Annotated in this window: 17 protein-coding genes; 13 read left to right on the forward strand and 4 right to left on the reverse strand. The window is 58.8% G+C overall.

The window, feature by feature from the left end; genetic code table 11:
- Positions 1-109: 109 nt before the first annotated feature.
- Genes N2601_RS06250 through N2601_RS06265 form a run of 4 tightly spaced genes read right to left on the reverse strand, consistent with a single transcriptional unit; the run spans position 110 to position 2,978 of the window.
- Entirely contained in the window at positions 110-538 is a 429-nt protein-coding gene (locus N2601_RS06250; RefSeq protein ID WP_104822970.1) for an HIT family protein, read from the reverse strand.
- A gap of 41 nt (positions 539-579) precedes the next feature.
- Positions 580-1,767: a GNAT family N-acetyltransferase gene (locus tag N2601_RS06255; protein ID WP_104822971.1), complete on the reverse strand. Its 1,188-nt coding sequence runs from the start codon at positions 1,765-1,767 to the stop codon at positions 580-582.
- A gap of 12 nt (positions 1,768-1,779) precedes the next feature.
- On the reverse strand, positions 1,780-2,511 hold the full coding sequence (locus N2601_RS06260) for a glycerophosphodiester phosphodiesterase (protein WP_104822972.1): 732 nt from the start codon (positions 2,509-2,511) through the stop codon (positions 1,780-1,782).
- Positions 2,511-2,978 carry a RidA family protein gene (locus N2601_RS06265; protein ID WP_104822973.1) on the reverse strand — a complete coding sequence of 156 codons (468 nt, stop codon included), beginning with the start codon at positions 2,976-2,978 and terminating at the stop codon, positions 2,511-2,513. Before N2601_RS06265 ends, N2601_RS06260 begins: the two co-directional genes overlap by 1 nt.
- A gap of 197 nt (positions 2,979-3,175) precedes the next feature.
- On the opposite strand from N2601_RS06265, the gene N2601_RS06270 reads away from it, so the two are divergent.
- The 13 genes from N2601_RS06270 (at position 3,176) to bamA (ending at position 18,175) form a co-directional block, all read left to right on the forward strand.
- Complete coding sequence (locus N2601_RS06270) at positions 3,176-4,000, forward strand: cell envelope integrity EipB family protein (RefSeq protein ID WP_104822974.1); 825 nt, start codon at positions 3,176-3,178, stop codon at positions 3,998-4,000.
- Between the two features lie 219 nt (positions 4,001-4,219).
- A complete protein-coding gene (locus N2601_RS06275) occupies positions 4,220-5,299 on the forward strand; it encodes a toxic anion resistance protein (RefSeq protein WP_104822975.1) in 1,080 nt (359 codons plus the stop codon).
- A gap of 5 nt (positions 5,300-5,304) precedes the next feature.
- Positions 5,305-6,876, forward strand: a complete 1,572-nt coding sequence (locus tag N2601_RS06280) for a VWA domain-containing protein (RefSeq protein WP_260303971.1) — start codon at positions 5,305-5,307, stop codon at positions 6,874-6,876.
- 7 nt (positions 6,877-6,883) lie between these two features.
- Positions 6,884-7,501 carry a 5-bromo-4-chloroindolyl phosphate hydrolysis family protein gene (locus tag N2601_RS06285; RefSeq protein WP_104822976.1) on the forward strand — a complete coding sequence of 206 codons (618 nt, stop codon included), beginning with the start codon at positions 6,884-6,886 and terminating at the stop codon, positions 7,499-7,501.
- A complete protein-coding gene (locus N2601_RS06290; protein ID WP_260303855.1) occupies positions 7,501-8,607 on the forward strand; it encodes a substrate-binding domain-containing protein in 1,107 nt (368 codons plus the stop codon). Before N2601_RS06285 ends, N2601_RS06290 begins: the two co-directional genes overlap by 1 nt.
- Positions 8,608-8,796: 189 nt before the next feature.
- Positions 8,797-9,564, forward strand: coding sequence for a 30S ribosomal protein S2 (gene rpsB, locus N2601_RS06295; RefSeq protein ID WP_028755022.1), 768 nt, complete (start codon positions 8,797-8,799; stop codon positions 9,562-9,564).
- A gap of 272 nt (positions 9,565-9,836) precedes the next feature.
- Positions 9,837-10,763 carry a translation elongation factor Ts gene (tsf, locus tag N2601_RS06300; RefSeq protein WP_104822979.1) on the forward strand — a complete coding sequence of 309 codons (927 nt, stop codon included), beginning with the start codon at positions 9,837-9,839 and terminating at the stop codon, positions 10,761-10,763.
- 156 nt (positions 10,764-10,919) lie between these two features.
- Positions 10,920-11,639, forward strand: a complete 720-nt coding sequence (gene pyrH, locus N2601_RS06305; protein WP_104822980.1) for a UMP kinase — start codon at positions 10,920-10,922, stop codon at positions 11,637-11,639.
- 56 nt (positions 11,640-11,695) lie between these two features.
- Positions 11,696-12,256, forward strand: coding sequence for a ribosome recycling factor (gene frr / locus N2601_RS06310; RefSeq protein WP_028755025.1), 561 nt, complete (start codon positions 11,696-11,698; stop codon positions 12,254-12,256).
- Positions 12,257-12,363: 107 nt separating this feature from the next.
- The gene (locus N2601_RS06315; RefSeq protein WP_104822981.1) at positions 12,364-13,110 is read left to right on the forward strand and encodes an isoprenyl transferase; all 747 of its coding nucleotides are present in this window, start codon (positions 12,364-12,366) and stop codon (positions 13,108-13,110) included.
- On the forward strand, positions 13,110-13,943 hold the full coding sequence (locus tag N2601_RS06320; RefSeq protein WP_104822982.1) for a phosphatidate cytidylyltransferase: 834 nt from the start codon (positions 13,110-13,112) through the stop codon (positions 13,941-13,943). Before N2601_RS06315 ends, N2601_RS06320 begins: the two co-directional genes overlap by 1 nt.
- 24 nt (positions 13,944-13,967) lie before the next feature.
- Complete coding sequence (gene rseP, locus N2601_RS34190) at positions 13,968-15,641, forward strand: RIP metalloprotease RseP (RefSeq protein WP_104822983.1); 1,674 nt, start codon at positions 13,968-13,970, stop codon at positions 15,639-15,641.
- Between the two features lie 200 nt (positions 15,642-15,841).
- A complete protein-coding gene (gene bamA / locus N2601_RS06330; protein WP_104822984.1) occupies positions 15,842-18,175 on the forward strand; it encodes an outer membrane protein assembly factor BamA in 2,334 nt (777 codons plus the stop codon).
- The last annotated feature ends 35 nt before the right edge of the window (positions 18,176-18,210 follow it).

The following is an 18,210-nucleotide window of genomic DNA, read 5'->3' on the forward strand; positions in this document are numbered from 1 at the left end:
ATTGGTCGACCGAAAAAATAGAATGGCTGCATTGGCGACAATGCAGCCATTTTCATATGTTTATAAACTATATCTCATAAAAAGATTTAAGAAGATCGGCGCCTTTCGATCAGTGCAGGAGTTCGATGATCTTCTTGGCATTCTCCGCTAGAACCGCACCATCTTCCATTTTGCCCGAATGCGGCTTCAGGGCGATGCCCTCATGGCGCGGGATGATGTGGAAATGCAGGTGGAACACCGTCTGACCGGCGGCCGGCTCGTTGAACTGGGCGATATAGACGCCATCCGCATCGAAAGCCTCCTGAATCGCGATGGCGACTTTCTGGACCGTGGTTATCAGATGAGGCAGGGTGCTCGGATCGGCGTCGAGAAGATTGCGCGAAGGGGACTTCGGCAGCACCAGCGTATGGCCGGGCGCCTGTGGCATGACATCCATAAAGGCGACCGTGTGTTCATCCTCGTAGACACGATAGGACGGGATCTCGTCTTTCAGGATCTTCGCGAAAATATTGTTGGCGTCATAGGCGGGGCTGGTCATCCAGGGTCTCCTCGTCTTCCGATTACAATTGTCCAGAGCAGCTAGATATCTTGCCGCTCGCCTTTGCGGAAGGGGCTGTGCTCGGCCAGAATTTCACTCATCTCCTCCACTTGCTCGCGCTCGTGCTTGAGATAGTCGGCAACCGCGCGGCGCAAGCCCTGATGGCCGATATAATGCGCCGAATGCGTAATGACCGGCAGATAGCCGCGGGCGAGCTTGTGTTCGCCCTGTGCGCCGGCTTCGACGCGCTTCAGCCCCTTAGCCAGCGCGAAATCGATCGCCTGATGATAGCAGACTTCAAAGTGCAGGAAGGGATGATCTTCGATGCAGCCCCAATGCCGCCCATAGAGCGTTTCGCCGCCGATGAAATTGATCGCCCCGGCGATATAGCGGCCCTCGCGTTTGGCCATCACCAGCAGGATATCGTCGGCCATCCGCTCGCCGATCAGCGAGTAGAACTTGCGGGTGAGATAGGGCCGGCCCCATTTGCGGCTGCCGGTATCCATATAGAAAGTGAAGAACTGGTCCCAGATCCGCTCGGTGAGATCGCTGCCGGTCAGCCACTCGATGCTGATGCCGCCTTCAAGGGCGGTGCGACGCTCCTTTTTCAGCGCCTTGCGCTTGCGCGACGCCAGCGTTTCCAGGAAGGCGTCGTGATCGGCATAGCCATCGTTGATGAAGTGGAACTGCTGGTCGGTACGATGCAGATAGCCATCGCCTTCGAAGACGGAAATCTCTTCTTCCGGCAGGAAGGTAATGTGGGCGGAGGAAACGCCAAGCTGCCGGGTTACCTCCTTCAGGCTTTCGGCGAGTGCCGGCTGGATCACAGTGCGATCCTGCCCCTCGGCAACAAGCAGGCGCGGACCGGTTGCCGGCGTGAAGGGAATGGAGCACTGCAGCTTCGGGTAATAACGACCGCCCGCGCGCTCAAAGGCATCAGCCCAGCCGTGATCGAAGACATATTCACCCTGGCTGTGATTCTTGAGGTAGCCGGGCACGGCGCCGATCAACTCGCCGCTATCGGTTTCGAGCAGCAGGTGATTGCCGAGCCAGCCGGTTTTATCAGTGGCGGAGCCTGACTCCTCCAGTGAGGACAGAAAAGCATGCGAGACAAACGGATTATACGGCAGCACCGTACCCGCTCTCGATGCCCCGGCGAGCTTGGACCAGCCCTCCGGAGCAATGTTTTTGAAGGAACGCTCGACTCGAATGGATAATTCGTCTGTCATCAAATTCGTCTGTTACGAAGAAAGGGCAGGGCTCTCCCTTGGGTCGAACCCTTCGAAGGTCATTTGGTCTGCGTTGGCGAATGTGTGTTTACGGGCCGCTTCGTCGCGCACGGTCCAGGTGATGACCGGGATGCCGCGCTGGCGCTGCGCCGTGATGAAGGGGTTCGGCAGGTGGCCATAGAAATATGAGATGAAGTCTAGCCCAAGCTGCATGGCTTCGTCATGCTTAAAAAATGTCTCGGGCTCGTTTCCATCCGCCGTCAGGCCGACAGGGTAGGGTGCGTTGAGCGCCTTCAGATCCTTGAGCAGCCAATGGTCGAAGCTCATCAGCGCGACATGACCCTTGTAGCCTTCCAGCACCTCCAGCACGGATTCCGCAAAGCCCTCATCGTCGCCTTCGCGGCCCTTAAGCTCCAGCACCAAAGGCACCTTGCCGTCGCAGAGCCTGAGGAGCTGTTTCAGCGTCGGGATCTTGTCGTTGGTGCCGCCGACCGAAAGCAGGCCGAGTTCGGCAGAGGTACGGTCGCGAAGCTGGCCGGGGAGATTGCAGACGCGCTGCAGGTCGTCGTCATGAAAGACGACCGGAACGCCGTCGGCTGCATAGTGCAGATCGCATTCAATGGAAAAATCCGCCTCGATTGCCCGGCCAAAGGCCGACAGCGTGTTTTCCCAAACCTGCTTGTTCATGTCGTGATAGCCGCGATGGGCGACAGGACGTTCGGTAAGCCAGGCAATCTTGCTCATTATGCGATTTCCATGATGGCATCGATCTCGACGGCGGCGTTCAGCGGCAGCGCCGCCATGCCGACCGCGGCGCGCGCATGCTTGCCAGCGTCGCCAAGTACATTTGCCAGAAGATTGGACGCGCCGTTGATCACAAGATGTTGTTCGACGAATTCGGGTACCGAAGCGACGAAACCGTTCAGCTTGATGATGCGCTTGATGCGGCCGAGATCGCCATCCAAGGCCGCCTTCGCCTGGGCGAGGATATTGATGGCGCAAAGCTCGGCAGCGCGTTGGCCGCCGGCAACGTCGACATCCTTGCCGAGAAGGCCGGTGACGCCGAGCTTGCCGTTTTCCATCGGCAACTGCCCGGACAAATAAAGAAGATTGCCGCTGATGACATAGGGTACATAGTTTGCGGCCGGCGCAGCGGCCTGAGGCAGGACGATGCCAAGCTCCTTCAGACGGCTCTCGATAGCGTCGGACATTTTCATCTCCCGTTTTGTTGTAAAATCTTCAAAAATCCGGCATCAAGCTTAGATTCCCTTTGCCGGGCGCGAGGCGATCTTGGACGAGATAACGCCAAATCAAAAGGCAGAGCGAGATGACGAATTGATGACGGGCCGCCTCACTCTAGCCGAAGCGTTCTTATAGCATCGCGTGCGAGTCCAACAGGAGATAATGAATGTTCCGCTCGAGTCTTGCCGCCGTTATCGTTTCGAGTTTAGGCGTCGCGTCTCTGGGCGTGTCCGCCGCCGCGGCGGGTCCGACTGGGTTGATCGCGCATCGCGCCGTCTACGATCTCGAACTGAAGGACGCATCAGACCGATCGGGCATCGCCGGCATGTTCGGCCGTATGGTCTATGAGTTCGACGGCTCCGATTGCACCGGTTTCACTACCAATTTCCGTTTCGTCACACAGATCGACACGGGTGATTCAACGCGCGTCAGCGACCAGCAGACGACCACATTCGAGGATCTCGTCAAGCGCACTTTCCGCTTCGAGACCAAATCCTATACGGACGATCAACTCGACAAGGACGTGCGCGGCGCGGCGGCCGACGATCAGAAGGGGATTAAGGTCGATCTGACCCAGCCAAAAGCGAAGCAGATCGAACTCATCCAGAGCCGCTTTCCGACAGAGCATATGCTCGACATCATCCATAATGCCAAGCTGGGCAGGAATTTCTTCGAGGCCGAGGTTTTCGACGGCTCCGATGATGGGGATAAGTCGTTGATCGCAACAACCGTCGTCGGTAAGCAGGCGACTCCTGCAACCGATGACCCCGATGCCGAAAAGGCCGGCATCTTCGCCAAAACGCCGTTCTGGCCGGTTACCGTCGCCTATTTCAACGACAAATCCAAGGGCGACGCCATTCCGGTCTATCGCATGTCGTTCAAGCTCTATGAAAACGGCATCACCCGCGACCTCACCATGGACTATGGTGATTTCGTTCTGACCGGCAAGCTCTCCAAGCTTGAAGTGCTCGACACCAAGGCCTGCCAATAGGCTTTGCGAGGCGCAGGCCACAAGGCAAATCTTCGTCATAAAACTGTGTCCGAAGCTTCACTATTCTGGGAAGCATTCGGCACGCCCTTGAGTGAGTCTCAGTTCCGCAGTGCCGATCTGAAATTGTAGCGGGCCATGCGGGCCGAGCCGGTTATTGAAGAATGATCGGCAGATGTTCCGTAGTCCAGGTCCGTGTTGATAGACGAGAAAGCACGAGCTATGGCCAATACTGATCTCGCCCCGACCGCAAGTACCACTTTGCCGGTCGTTGCCGCCGATCCGGCGGAAATCGCCCGCATCGGCGACACCATCGATCTGACCGACCGCGCCGGCATTTCTGTTTATGGCGACCGCGCCCAGCAGTCTGTCTCCGACTATTCTGACCGGATTCTCCGCGAGGTCCGCAATCGGGATCTCGGCGAAGTTGGCAAGTTGCTGACCGATATCATCATCAAGTCGAAGAAGCTCGACCCGGCATCGCTGAAGGATGAGGGCTTTCTTTCCAAAATATTCTCGTCGTTCAAGGCCCGCCTGGAGCGCTTCAAGGAGGAATTCGAGGATGTGGCCGGCCAGATCGACCGCATTGGCCTCGAGCTCGACCGGCATAAGGATACGCTGCGCCGCGACATCGCACTTCTCGACGATCTTCACGAGGAGACGAAGCAGTCCATCCTGCAGCTCGACGCCTATGTGCAGGCTGGCAAGACTTTCGCAGAGCGTTTTCGCAGTGTCGAACTGCCGAAGTTGAAAAGTGCCGCCGAGGCCGCGGCTGCCAATCCCGGCGGCGGTATGCTGGAGGCTCAGACCTATCAGGACAGCTTGCAGGCCCTCGACCGATTGGAGAAGCGGGTGTTCTACCTGCAGCAGGCGCGCCAGCTCGGCATTCAGCAATTGCCGCAGATCCGCATCGTGCAGGCCGGTGACGAGACGCTGATCGAGAACCTGCAGGCGACGTCGGCGCTGACGGTGCCGGCCTGGAAGCAGAAGATGGTGATCCTGCTTGGGCTGTCGAGGCAGAAATCAGCGCTTGAGCTGCAGAAGACCGTGACCGACGCCACCAACGACATGATCCGACAGGCGTCCGAGATGATGAAGGACCAGGCGATTGCCATCGAACAGCAGTCGCAGCGCGGTATCGTCGATATCGATACGCTCGCTGCCGCCAACCGTGACCTGATCGATACGATCAACGGTGTCCTGAAGGTGCAGGAAGAAGGCCGCAGGAAGCGCGCTCAGGCTGAGCAGCAGATGGAGAAAATGACCATCGATCTCAAGAAAGCGATGATCGAGGCGCGATGAGCGGCATGATGATCCGCACACTCCTCACCGGCCTGGCGCTGACGGCAGCTCTAGCCCTGACGGGCTGCAATTCCGGCGCAGGACCGAAGTTCTCGATCGTCTCCGGCTCGGAAAACACCGTTATCCAGCCGATCGTCGAAGAATTCTGCAAGCAGAAGAGCGCGACCTGCAGCTTCACCTACGAAGGCACGCTGGATATCGGCCTTGCGCTGCAAAGCAATGAGGGTGTCGAGCAGGACGCGGTCTGGCCGGCATCGAGCGTCTGGGTTGACATGTTCGACACCAAACGCCGGGGGAAGTCCCTGACCTCGGTGGCGCAGACACCGGTCATCCTCGGCGTGCGCAAATCCAAGGCACAGGCGCTCGGCTGGATCGGCAAGCCGGTCTTTATGAAGGACATATTGGCGGCAGTGAAGAGCGGCTCGCTGAAGTTTCTCATGACCTCGGCAACCCAGTCCAATTCAGGCGCGAGCGCCTATTTGGCTATGCTCTCCAGCGCGCTTGGCAATAAACCCGTCATCGAGCCGGGCGATCTCGACAAGCCCGACCTCCAAGGCACCGTCAGGGCGTTGCTTGCTGGGGTCGAACGCTCGTCCGGGTCCTCCGGCTGGCTCGCGGACCTCTACACGGACTCCGCTGGCAAGGGCGTGCTCTACGATGCCATGTGGAATTACGAAGCGGTGCTGAAGGAGACCAACGACAAGCTTGTCGGCATGGGCAAGGAGCCGCTCTATGCGATCTATCCGGCCGACGGTGTGGCGATTGCGGATTCACCGATCGGCTTTATCGATCATGGACGCGGTCCTGAGGTCGAGACCTTCTTCAACGAACTCGTTGCCTATCTGCGTTCCGCGCCTGTGCAGAAGCGTATTGCCGATACCGGCCGCCGCATTCCGTTGGGAGACGTCGCCGCCAAAGCGGACCCGAATTGGAATTTCGATCCGACCCGGCTCGTAACGGCGATCCGCATGCCGGAGCCGGCTGTGATTCGCCAGGCGCTCGATCTCTACCAGGGCGCTTTGCGTAAGCCTTCGCTGACGGCTCTTTGTCTCGACTTCTCCGGTTCGATGGGAGGCAAGGGCGAACAGCAATTGCAGGCGGCCATGCAGTTTCTGTTCAATCCAAATGAAACTGGCAAGGTGCTGGCGCAATGGACGCCGGCGGATCGCATCATGGTCATTCCTTTCGACAGCCGCGTGCGGACGACCCTTTTGGCGACGGGCGACCCGGCGCAACAGAAGAGCCTTGTCGAGAAGGTGTCGCTGCAGCATGCCGATGGCGGTACCGATATGTACGCCTGCGCAAGCCGAGCGCTTGATCGCATGAAGGATACCCCAAATCTGTCGTCCTATCTGCCGGCGATCGTCATCATGACCGATGGAAAGTCCGAGGATGCAAGCCGCGATTTTCTGAGCGAGTGGACGGCAACCAACCCGCATGTGCCGGTCTTCGGCATCACCTTTGGCGACGCCGACAAGTCGCAGCTTGATGCCTTGACCAAAGCGACATCGGGGCGTGTATTCGATGGCCGCGGCGATCTCGTCAGCGCGTTCCGCGCTGTGCGTGGTTACAACTAGGACAGCAATGCGTAACTGGTTCGGCAATGACTGGAATTGGATCGTGGCGGGGCTTGCCGCTGCGATCGTCGTTCCCGTCTTGAGCTTCTTTGCGAAGATGCCATTGTGGATCGCGGCCGTCATCGGTCTGCTCGTCTTTGCAGGTCTTGTCTTCACTCTGTCGCCGCGCCGGCTTTTCGAAGGTCTGGATGCCAAAGCCATCGGCAGGGGACGTCTCGATTTCGCGCGCGATCTCTTGAATGCGGCTGCACCGGCGGCGCAGAGGCTGGAAGCCTCGGCGGACCACATTACCAATAAGGTGACGGCAAAGCGCGTGCGGCATCTGGCCGAAATCGCCGCAGATGTCTTTGCCAAGGTGGAGGCGAGCCCGGAAAGCGCCGGCACCGTACGGCGGTTCCTCAGTTACTATCTGCCGCGCGCGGCTGAAGTCGCCGAGGGTTTCGCCACCCTCGAGGCCAAACGCGTGCCCGACCAAAAGCGATTGCAGGATGTGGAGCTGGTGCTCACCAAGCTTGAGGACGCCTTCGTGCATTATTCGGATAGCCTCGTCGACGACAGGCTCGACACGTTGGACACGGAGCTGCGCCTTATACAGGCTTCGCTCAAAGAGGATATCGGACGCTGATGGCCATTTCTCGCCGCGCCTTTGGAGTGGGACTTCTTGCTGCCGGCGTCGCCGGCACCGGCGGCTATTTTGCCGCGAAGGACCGGCCGGAGTTCCAAGGGCTACTCGGCAACCGCACGAAACTCTTCGGCTTCATCGGCGGAGAGAAGGAAGCGTTTCTGGCTGACGAGGATGTCGTCGGCGCTCTGCGGGGCTACGGACTGGATATAGATACGCGTGTGGCCGGCTCCGTCGAGATGGTGCGCGAGCAGGCGCTTCTGCAGCAGAACCCCGCTTTCCTCTGGCCATCCTCCTCGATCATGGTCGATATCGCCCGGCAGAACGGCATCAAGATCCGCAACGACCGTGTCGTGCTGAATACGCCGGTGGTTGTCTACACCTGGCAGCCGGTGGTCGACGGATTGATGAAATCCGGGCTGGTTACCGTGACACCCGCGGGACAGCATCAGCTTGATCTGAAGGCATTGCTCGATGCCGTCCTTGCGGGAACGCACTGGTCCAAGCTCGGGGTCGCCTCGCTCTACGGGCAGGCGCGTATCGTTTCGACCGATCCGAATCGCTCCAATTCCGGCTTCATGTTTGCCGGATTGGTGCTGAGCCTATTTGCCGGCAACGTCGCGACTGCCGCCGATCTCACACAGTCCGGCGACAAGGCACAGACGATCTTTCGCAACATGGGCTTCAAGTCGCCGTCATCCGGCAAGCTTTTCGATCAATATCTGGCCGGCGGCCTTGGTGGCGAACCGATGATCGTCGGCTACGAGAATCAGTTGGTCGAATGGATCATCGCCGATCCCGAACGCTGGAAGCGCGTTCAAGCGAGCTCGACGGCAAAGCCCGTCGTCCTCTACCCGCATCCGACCGTCTATTCCTCGCATCCTCTGATCGTCGTCGACGAGACCGCCAACCGGCTGATGGATGCGCTGACAAGCCCGAAGCTGCAGGAACTTGCCTGGACCAAGCACGGTTTCCGTGGGCCATTGGGCACGGCAACCGGAAATGCACATGACGCCATTGCGGGCCTGCTGCCGGATGAAATCGACGCGGTCTTGCCCATGCCGGACGCCAACGTCATGCTGGCGCTGCTCAATAAGGTCGCGAGCTGAGGGCAGGGGTCTGTCGCATTTTTTCTGCGTAAGCCTTGCATTCTCGGTAAATCGAATGTATGGGCAGCCGCATTCCACACGTAAGGCATGGGATTGTCCGGGAGAAATCCGGATCGTTCCGCCCGGTGGCTTCCTCGAAGAGGAGGCTGTTCGCCTTGCGGAGGTTCAACCGGAAAAGGAGTCAAAGGCATGGCATTGCCTGATTTTTCTATGCGTCAGCTTCTGGAAGCTGGTGTACACTTCGGCCACCAGACGCATCGCTGGAACCCGAAGATGAAGCCGTACATCTTCGGCGATCGTAACAACATCCACATCATCGACCTCGCCCAGACGGTTCCGTTGCTGAGCCGCGCTCTGCAGGTTGTCAGCGACACCGTTGCCCGTGGCGGCCGCGTCCTGTTCGTCGGCACCAAGCGCCAGGCGTCCGAACTGATCGCCGACAGCGCCAAGCGCTCGGCTCAGTACTACGTCAACGCCCGCTGGCTCGGCGGCATGATGACCAACTGGAAGACGATTTCGAATTCCATTCAGCGTCTGCGCAAGCTCGACGAAATCCTCAACGGCGAAGCCCAGGGCTTCACCAAGAAGGAACGTCTGAACCTTGAGCGCGAGCGCGAAAAGCTGGACAAAGCTCTCGGCGGTATCCGCGATATGGGCGGCACTCCGGACCTGATGTTCATCATCGACACCAACAAAGAAAAGATCGCGATCGACGAAGCCAAGCGCCTCGGCATTCCGGTCGTCGCCATCATCGACTCGAACTGCGATCCGGACCTGATCGACTATCCGATCCCGGGCAACGACGACGCCTCGCGCGCCATCGCTCTCTACTGCGACCTGATCTCGCGCGCTGCCATCGACGGCATCGCCCGCCAGCAGAGCGCATCCGGCCGCGACCTCGGCGCTTCCGTCGAAGCTCCTGTCGAGCCGACCCTGGCGGACGGCACCGAAGCCTGATCGCGTCTTGTGGCGGACAAAAGCTTGTCCGCCCGAGCGTATTGATATCCGGGATAAGGCCGTTTGCGACTTCAAGGAGTTCGAGCGGCCTTATCGCGTTTTTGGTAACGCCTCGCCTGGGCGGAAAATCCAGGCATGTTCCAAACAGAATTCCACAGTATGACGCTGCTTCATAACGCTGTCATACTTACGGGTACATTTCGTCCCTCAAATCGGTGCCGCTTCGGCTTAAAGCCGTTTGCCGCACCGTATGAACCGACAAGAGGAAGCTTATGACCGAGATTACGGCTGCACTGGTGAAAGAACTGCGCGAAAAGTCTGGCGCAGGCATGATGGACTGCAAGAAGGCGCTGACCGAGACGAACGGGGATATCGAAGCCGCGATCGACTGGCTGCGCGCCAAGGGCATCTCCAAGGCCGACAAGAAGTCCGGCCGCACCGCCGCTGAAGGCTTGGTCGCCATTGCCGGCGCCGGCCACAAGGCCGTCGTGGTCGAGCTCAACTCTGAAACCGACTTCGTTGCCCGTAACGATGCCTTCCAGGATCTTGCTCGTGGCATCGCCGAAGTTGCGCTGTCCACCAACGGTACTGTCGAAGCCGTTTCGGCTGCGACCTATCCCGCCTCCGGTAAGCCGGTCGCCGACACCATCAAGGACGCGATTGCAACCATCGGCGAAAACATGGCGCTTCGTCGTGCGGTCAAGTTGGAAGTTGAGCACGGCGTCGTGGCGACCTACATTCACAACGCTGCTGGCGACGGTATCGGCAAGCTGGGCGTTCTGGTTGCCCTGAAGTCGGTCGGTGACAAGGCCGTTCTGACGTCGATCGGCCGCCAGGTTGCCATGCACATTGCTGCTACGAACCCGCTCGCCATCCGTCCGGAAGAAGTTGACGCTGCCGTCGCCGAACGCGAACGTAACGTCTTCATCGAGCAGTCCCGCGCCTCCGGCAAGCCGGACAACATCATCGAAAAGATGGTCGAAGGCCGCATGCGCAAGTTCTTCGAAGAAGTCGCTCTTCTGTCGCAGGCTTTCGTCATTAATCCGGACCTGACCGTCGCCGCTGCCCTCAAGGAAGCTGAAAAGACCGCCGGCGCGCCGATCGAAATCACCGGCATGGCTCGTCTGCTTCTCGGCGAAGGCGTCGAGAAGGAAGAGACCGACTTCGCTGCCGAAGTCGCCGCTGCCGCCAAGGGCTGATCAACGAATTCATTTCGTCTGTTGACGAAACGAAACCATATCCCAGATAGGTGAAACCATATCAGGGGAAACCCGTGGGCATCGCGTGACAACGCGGTGCCCTTCGTGTATCCGGCATTCACAATTATTACCCCGCGATCACTTCAAGGAGCGACAATGTCCCAGCCGATCTACAAGCGCGTATTGCTCAAGGCCTCCGGCGAAGCTCTGATGGGCAGCCAGGGGTTCGGTATCGACGTTACCGTCGCTGACCGCATTGCATCCGATATTGCCGCAGCGCGCGAAATGGGTGTCGAGGTCGGCGTCGTCGTCGGCGGCGGCAATATCTTCCGTGGCGTTGCCGTGGCCTCCAAGGGCGGAGACCGCGTGACCGGCGACCACATGGGCATGCTCGGCACCGTCATCAACGCTCTGGCGCTGGCCACCTCGCTGCGCAAGCTGGACATCGATACGGTGGTGCTCTCAGCCATTTCCATGCCGGAGATCTGCGAGAGTTTCTCGCAGCGTGCGACGCTCTATCATCTGTCGCTCGGCCGCGTGGTGATCTTTGCTGGCGGCACCGGCAATCCCTTCTTCACCACCGATTCCGCCGCAGCGCTGCGTGCCGCCGAAATGGGTGCGGAAGCGATCTTCAAGGGAACGCAGGTCGATGGCATCTATTCCGCCGATCCGAAGAAGTTCCCGGACGCCGAGCGTTTCGAACATTTGACCCACAGCCAAGTGCTGGAAAAGGGCCTCGCCGTCATGGATGTGGCCGCCGTGGCGCTTGCACGGGAAAATTCAATTCCGATCATCGTCTTTTCCATTCATGAAAAGGGCGGTTTCGCAGAAATCTTGACCGGCGGCGGTCGTAAGACCATCGTATCCGACAATTGACGTTCCTGTGGCACCGGGCCTTCCCGGCGCCGCCTATTACACGGGAGTATAAAAACATGAGTGAAGGCACCGACCTCAAGGAACTGAAGCGCCGCATGGACGGCGCCATCGCGGCATTCAAGAGCGATATCGCCTCGCTGCGCACCGGGCGCGCGTCCGCCAACATTCTCGATCCGGTCACAGTTGAAGCCTATGGTTCGCGCATGCCGCTGAACCAAGTTGCCAACATCACCGTGCCCGAGCCGCGCATGCTGACCGTCTCCGTTTGGGACAAGTCGATGGTTGGCGCCGTCGAGCGCTCGATCCGCGAATCCAATCTCGGCCTCAACCCGATCGTCGATGGCCAAAATCTGCGTATTCCGTTGCCGGAACTCAACGAGGAGCGCCGCCGTTCTCTGGTCAAGGTCGCCCATGAATATGCCGAGAAGGCGAAGGTGGCGATTCGCCATGTCCGCCGCGATGGCATGGACGGTCTCAAAAAGGCCGAAAAGGACGGTGTAATCGGTCAGGATGAAAGCCGTGCCCAGTCCGAGCGTGTACAGAAGATGACGGACGATACGATTTCCGACATCGACCGCTTGCTAGCCGACAAAGAAAAGGAAATCATGCAGGTCTGATTGCGCGCTAGAGCATCCCGCTTTCAATGGGGAAATATTGAAAGCGGCGAGGGTGCGCTAGATTTGAAGCCCTAGAGCATTTTCCTGCCTAACGAAACCGGATCCATATGACAGTTCCCACGTTCTCTGCCATACCTGATCACGTGGCCATTATTATGGATGGCAACGGGCGTTGGGCCAACGCGCGCAGTCTGCCGCGCACCATGGGCCACCGCAAGGGCGTGGAGGCTGTGCGCGAAACTGTACGGGCGGCCGGCGATGTCGGTATAAAATATCTGACGCTCTTTGCCTTTTCCTCGGAGAATTGGCGTCGTCCGGAAACCGAGGTGAGCGATCTCCTCGGCCTGCTCAAGGCGTTCATCCGCCGGGATCTTGCAGAACTCCATCGCCAGAATGTCCGCATCCGCGTGATCGGCGATCGTTACAATCTGCGCAGCGATATCCTGCCGTTGTTGATCGAAGCGGAAGAGACCACCAAGGACAACACGGCGCTGACGCTGGTAATCGCCTTCAATTACGGCTCCCGCGATGAGATCACCCGTGCTTTCGTCAGCCTCGCCAAGGATGTCGAGACCGGGCGCCTGCGCCCGCAGGACATCCGTCCCGAATTGATCGATGCACGGCTGGATACCGCCGGAATTCCCGATCCCGATCTCATCATTCGCACCAGCGGCGAAGAACGGCTGTCGAATTTCCTGCTCTGGCAGGCCGCCTATTCGGAATTCATGTTCATGCCGGAATATTGGCCGGACTTCAGCCGCGACCTGTTCTTCTCCGCGCTGGAAAAATACGCTGCGCGTGATCGACGCTTTGGCGGTCTTTCCGCCAAACAGGCGGCGGCCGTGGGGTCCTGATGAGCCGCGAACTCAGGCTGCGCATCATTTCCGGCATCGTTCTTGCCGTAGTCGTTCTGGCTGCCACCTGGTATGGCGGTCTGAGCTTTCGTATTCTGGCGGCGGCGATCGGCCTGCTCGTCTATTACGAATGGTCGACGATAACGGACCTGCATGGCCGCGATCCACAGGGCAATGCGCTTGGCTGGCTGGGCCTGGTGCTCATAGCCGGCGCGACGCTGATGGCGGAATCCGTCTATTCCCTCGAGGTGTTAGTCATCTTTGTTGCGGTCACGGCGATCATGGTCGCCGTGCGCCATAAGAGCTGGTGGTTGCCCGGTGGAATATTCTATGCGGGACTGACGGCGATCGCCCTTGCCGAGATTCGGGATGACGATCTGCGCGGCTTCGTGCTGATGCTGTTCATTTTCGCCACCGTTTGGGCGACGGATATCTTTGCCTATTTCGTCGGTCGCGCCATCGGCGGTGCCAAGCTTGCGCCGCGCATATCGCCTGGCAAGACCTGGTCGGGCGCCATCGGCGGCGCCATCGCCGCGGTGGTGGCCGGAACAGCGGTCGTCTGGAGCTTTTTCTCGGCAGATGGTTTATGGATTCCTGCGCTTACGCTGGTTCTGTCAATCTGTAGTCAAATTGGCGATTTATTCGAGTCTTTCATCAAACGCCGCTTCGGCGTCAAGGACTCCAGCCACCTGATTCCAGGCCATGGCGGCGTCATGGACCGGGTCGATGGACTAATTTTTGCTTGTTTTGCGGCGTTTTTGTTGGCTATCGTAATATCACTGACAATGAGCGGCGAGACTATGTCATTGGGCGGCGTTCTGCTCGGTGTCTGAAATCAACGCGAACAGGATCGTTGCATGGGTAGCGTGGCAGGCATCATCGGCTTCTTGACGAACAACGTCATCACGTTTGTTTTCGTTCTGTCATTGCTCGTCTTCGTGCACGAAATGGGTCATTATCTGGTCGGGCGCTGGTCCGGCATCCGTATTATGGCCTTTTCGATTGGCTTCGGTCCGGAAGTCGCCGGCTTCACTGACCGCCACGGCACGCGCTGGAAGCTATCGGTCATTCCGCTCGGCGGCTATGTCCGCTTCTTCGGCGACGAGGATGCCTCCAGCAAGACCGATGTCGATCAGCTCTCGGCCATGACGGAAGAGGAGCGCGCCCGGTCTTTCGCCGGCGCCAAGCTGTGGAAGCGAGCCGCAACTGTCGCGGCAGGTCCGATCGCCAACTTCATTCTCGCCATCGCAATCTTCGCCGTTCTCTTCGGCGTCTATGGTCGTACCGTCGCCGATCCGGTCGTGGCCGTGGTCATGCGCGGCGGTGCCGCCGCTGAAGCGGGGATCGAACGCGGCGACCGTCTCGTCGCGATCGACGGCACCAAGGTGACGACGTTCGACGAGGTGCAGCGTTATGTCGGCCTGCGGCCCGGTCGCAATATCGTTCTGACCGTCGAACGCGACGGTCAGAAGCGCGACTTCCGCATCGTGCCGAAACTCGTGGAAGACACCGATCAGTTCGGCAACAAGATGGAAATGGGGCGCATCGGCATCGCGCTCGTCGATCCGCTGGTAACGGCGATCGAGCCGGGCGGACCGGCAGCGAAGGCGGGCGTGCAGGCGGGCGATCGCCTGATCGCCGTCGACGGCAATAATGTCGCGACCTATTATGATATCGCCCGCTATGTCACCGATCGCGCTGGAAAAAACCTCGTTTTGACGGTCGAACGCAACGGCCAGACGCGCGATTTTCCGATGGTGCCGGAAACATTGACCGCGACAGACGCTTCCGGAAAGAAGAAGGACGTCGGCAGCATCGGCATTTCGCCGATCGACCCGCTCGTCGCTTCAATCGCACCGGATAGCCCAGCGCAAGAGGCTGGCATCGCGCTTGGCGACCGTATCCTCTCCGTGGACGGGCGTGTGATCGATTCCATCGGCGAAGTGCAGCGTTATGTGGCGTCCCGTCAGGACAAGCCCGTGACGTTGTCCGTCAAGCGTAGCGGCGGGACACTTGACGTCCAGGTCACTCCGAAGAAGACCGAAGAGCCGGATGCCTTCGGCAACGAGATGGAGATCAACAGCATCGGGATTACCGACGGCCAGAAGCCCTTCAAGCTCCGTTATGAGGCATATGGCCCGTTTCAGGCGCTGGGCGAAGGCGTCAGGCAGACCGGCAGCATCGTGTCCGGCACCTTCGAATATCTCGGCAATGTCATCGGCGGTTACATGAAGGCGGATCAGCTCGGCGGCCCCATTCGGGTGGCTCAGCTTTCCGGCCAAATGGCAACCCTGGGCTTTTCGGCGGTGCTCCAATTCGCCGCCATACTTTCTGTTTCCATTGGGTTATTAAATTTGATGCCGGTGCCGGTACTTGATGGCGGGCACTTGATGTTCTATGCGATTGAAGCCGTGAGGGGAAAACCATTGGGTGCTCGGGCACAAGACATCGCTTTCCGAATTGGTTTTGCGATGGTGCTGTCACTCATGGTGTTTGCGACATGGAATGACATCAGCTCCAGGATAGGCTGATGGGGCATTTAGAGAGGAAATTACGATTTATTTACGATGTTTCAAAGCTGTAGTGGCGAATGAGCCACGGTTTGAAATGAAGTAAACAGAAATTAACTTGCTCCCTTGCTTGTATGTCAAAAGCGGGTAAAACGACACACGTGGCCGGAATCGGGTTCGCTCGGGGCTGGGGACGACTGATAAAAAGGTAAGAAGTGAAAATGAAGGCTGGTTCAAGATTATTGAACGCAGTGTCGGCGGTAGCGCTGTCTGCAGGTGTTGTTGCGTCGGGCGCTGGTGTTATCACCCTTGCTTCTGCCTCAGTCGCAGAAGCCGCTGTCATACAGCGGGTCGATGTCAGGGGAGCTGGACGCGTTGGTGCAGAGGCTGTTCGCGACAATATCACGATCAAGCCCGGCAAGAGCTTTTCGCCAGCCGACATCGACAATTCGGTAAAGCAACTTTATGCCACCGGATACTTCTCCGATGTAAACATGACTGTCTCTGGCAGCACGCTGGTCATTGCCGTCAAGGAAAACCAGTTGATCAATGCCGTGGTTTTCAACGGCAACCATAAGATCAAGGACGACAAGCTCCAGGGCATCGTTCAGACCCATGCCGCCGGTCCTTACAGCGAAACCCAGGTCCAGGCCGACATCAAGACCATCAAGGACGCTTACGCCGCAATTGGCCGTAATGAAGTCCAGGTGACGACGCAGACCGTTCCGGTCGCTGAGGGCCGCATCAACGTGGCCTTCGTCATCAACGAAGGTGACCGCACCAAGATCGACAAGATCAATTTCTCGGGCAACCAGGCTTACAGCAGCGGCCGTCTTGCTTCGGTGATCAGCACCAAGAAGTCGAACTTCCTGTCGTTCCTGACCCGCAAGGACGTTTATAGCGCCGAGCGCCAGCAGGCGGACCAGGATGCGCTGCGTCAGTTCTACTACAATCACGGTTATGCCGACTTCCGCATCGTCAGTGCCGATGCGACGCTGAACGAGCAGAACAACGAATACACGCTGAACTTCAACGTCGATGAAGGTCCGCGCTACACCTATGGCGACATCAACGTGGTGTCGACGGTCGAGGGCATCAATGCGGACGACCTGAAGAGCCTGGTCATCACCCACAAGGGCGATGTCTACAGCGCCAAGGATATCCAGACCTCGATCGAGAACATTTCCAAGCGCGTTGCTGCGGCCGGCTATCCGTTCGCCCGCATCACGCCGCGCGGCAATCGTGACCTCACCGGCCACACGATAGGTATTGAATATTTGGTCGATCAGGGCGAACGCGCCTATGTCGAGCGCATCGAAATCCGCGGCAACACCCGCACGCGTGATTACGTCATTCGCCGCGAGTTCGATCTCAATGAAGGCGATGCCTTCAACCAGGAAATGATCACCCGCGCCAAGCGTCGCCTCGACGCCCTCGGCTACTTCACCAAGGTTGACATTAGCACGGCCCAGGGCAGCGCTCCGGATCGCGTCGTCGTGATCGTCAACGTCGAAGACCAGCCGACCGGTTCGTTTGGTATCGGTGCTGGTTACGCCGTCGGCAACAACGGCGGTCTGCTGCTCGAAGCTTCGGTCGAAGAAAAGAACTTCCTCGGTCGGGGCCAGTACATCCGTATCGCCGCAGGTGCCGGCACGGAAGGCAACCGTACCTATAACATCTCGTTCACCGAGCCCTATTTCCTCGGCTATCGTCTGGCTGCCGGCTTTGACATCTTCAGGAACCAGACCTCGAGCGACGATTTCTACGATTATTCGGAAGAAGGCTTCTCGCTGCGCGTCACCGCGCCGATCACCGAGAACCTGGCGACGACCCTGCGCTACAACTACAAGCGTCTTCAGTATGATGGCACCGACGATTGGGAGAACAATCTGTCGGCTCCGTATCTGAATCTCGTGAACAACAGCCCGTGGGTGCAGTCGACGATTTCGCAGACCTTTACCTACAACACGCTCGACGATCAGAACCTGCCGCGCGAAGGTATCATCGCCAAGTTCACGCATGAATATGCGGGTCTGGGCGGCGACTCCGACTTCTACAAGCTGAGCGGCAAGGCGCGTTACTACAAGATGATCAGCGACGAAGCCGACATCATCGGCTCGCTGACGGTTGGCGCCGGTTATGTCATGCCGACAGGCGATCACCTGAACGTCTTCGATCAGTTCACGCTCGGTGGCCGTGAAATCCGCGGCTTCGAGAATGCCGGTATCGGTCCGCGTTCGTCGCATGGCGATGCGCTCGGCGGCACGACCTACTTCACGGCTTCGGCTGAAGCAAGCATGCCTATGCCGGGCGTTCCGCAGGATATCGGTCTGCGCGTCGCAGCCTTTGCCGATGCGGGTACGCTCTACGGCAACAAGGCTGACCTCTTCGGTGACGTACTGCACAACGACAGCTCGATCCGTGCTTCGTTGGGTGCGGGCCTGATCTGGTCGTCGCCCTTCGGCGTCATCCGAGTTGACTATGCCGTGCCGGTTCTCAAGGAAGACTACGACAAGACTGAGAATTTCCGGTTTGGCATCGCCAACCAGTTCTGATATCGGCAGCCCAGAACTGCGGGCTTAACACCGTT

Origin of the sequence: Rhizobium sp. CB3060 (assembly GCF_025200735.1) — a bacterium.
Lineage (GTDB): Bacteria > Pseudomonadota > Alphaproteobacteria > Rhizobiales > Rhizobiaceae > Rhizobium.

What these genes read in the sequence shown, in the direction of transcription:
- N2601_RS06250 (WP_104822970.1), bottom strand. Translation starts at nt 538, where the DNA reads ATGACCAGCCCCGCCTATGACGCCAACAATATTTTCGCGAAGATCCTG.
- N2601_RS06255 (WP_104822971.1), bottom strand. Translation starts at nt 1,767, where the DNA reads ATGACAGACGAATTATCCATTCGAGTCGAGCGTTCCTTCAAAAACATT.
- N2601_RS06260 (WP_104822972.1), bottom strand. Translation starts at nt 2,511, where the DNA reads ATGAGCAAGATTGCCTGGCTTACCGAACGTCCTGTCGCCCATCGCGGC.
- N2601_RS06265 (WP_104822973.1), bottom strand. Translation starts at nt 2,978, where the DNA reads ATGTCCGACGCTATCGAGAGCCGTCTGAAGGAGCTTGGCATCGTCCTG.
- N2601_RS06270 (WP_104822974.1), top strand. Translation starts at nt 3,176, where the DNA reads ATGTTCCGCTCGAGTCTTGCCGCCGTTATCGTTTCGAGTTTAGGCGTC.
- N2601_RS06275 (WP_104822975.1), top strand. Translation starts at nt 4,220, where the DNA reads ATGGCCAATACTGATCTCGCCCCGACCGCAAGTACCACTTTGCCGGTC.
- N2601_RS06280 (WP_260303971.1), top strand. Translation starts at nt 5,305, where the DNA reads ATGATGATCCGCACACTCCTCACCGGCCTGGCGCTGACGGCAGCTCTA.
- N2601_RS06285 (WP_104822976.1), top strand. Translation starts at nt 6,884, where the DNA reads ATGCGTAACTGGTTCGGCAATGACTGGAATTGGATCGTGGCGGGGCTT.
- N2601_RS06290 (WP_260303855.1), top strand. Translation starts at nt 7,501, where the DNA reads ATGGCCATTTCTCGCCGCGCCTTTGGAGTGGGACTTCTTGCTGCCGGC.
- rpsB (WP_028755022.1), top strand. Translation starts at nt 8,797, where the DNA reads ATGGCATTGCCTGATTTTTCTATGCGTCAGCTTCTGGAAGCTGGTGTA.
- tsf (WP_104822979.1), top strand. Translation starts at nt 9,837, where the DNA reads ATGACCGAGATTACGGCTGCACTGGTGAAAGAACTGCGCGAAAAGTCT.
- pyrH (WP_104822980.1), top strand. Translation starts at nt 10,920, where the DNA reads ATGTCCCAGCCGATCTACAAGCGCGTATTGCTCAAGGCCTCCGGCGAA.
- frr (WP_028755025.1), top strand. Translation starts at nt 11,696, where the DNA reads ATGAGTGAAGGCACCGACCTCAAGGAACTGAAGCGCCGCATGGACGGC.
- N2601_RS06315 (WP_104822981.1), top strand. Translation starts at nt 12,364, where the DNA reads ATGACAGTTCCCACGTTCTCTGCCATACCTGATCACGTGGCCATTATT.
- N2601_RS06320 (WP_104822982.1), top strand. Translation starts at nt 13,110, where the DNA reads ATGAGCCGCGAACTCAGGCTGCGCATCATTTCCGGCATCGTTCTTGCC.
- rseP (WP_104822983.1), top strand. Translation starts at nt 13,968, where the DNA reads ATGGGTAGCGTGGCAGGCATCATCGGCTTCTTGACGAACAACGTCATC.
- bamA (WP_104822984.1), top strand. Translation starts at nt 15,842, where the DNA reads ATGAAGGCTGGTTCAAGATTATTGAACGCAGTGTCGGCGGTAGCGCTG.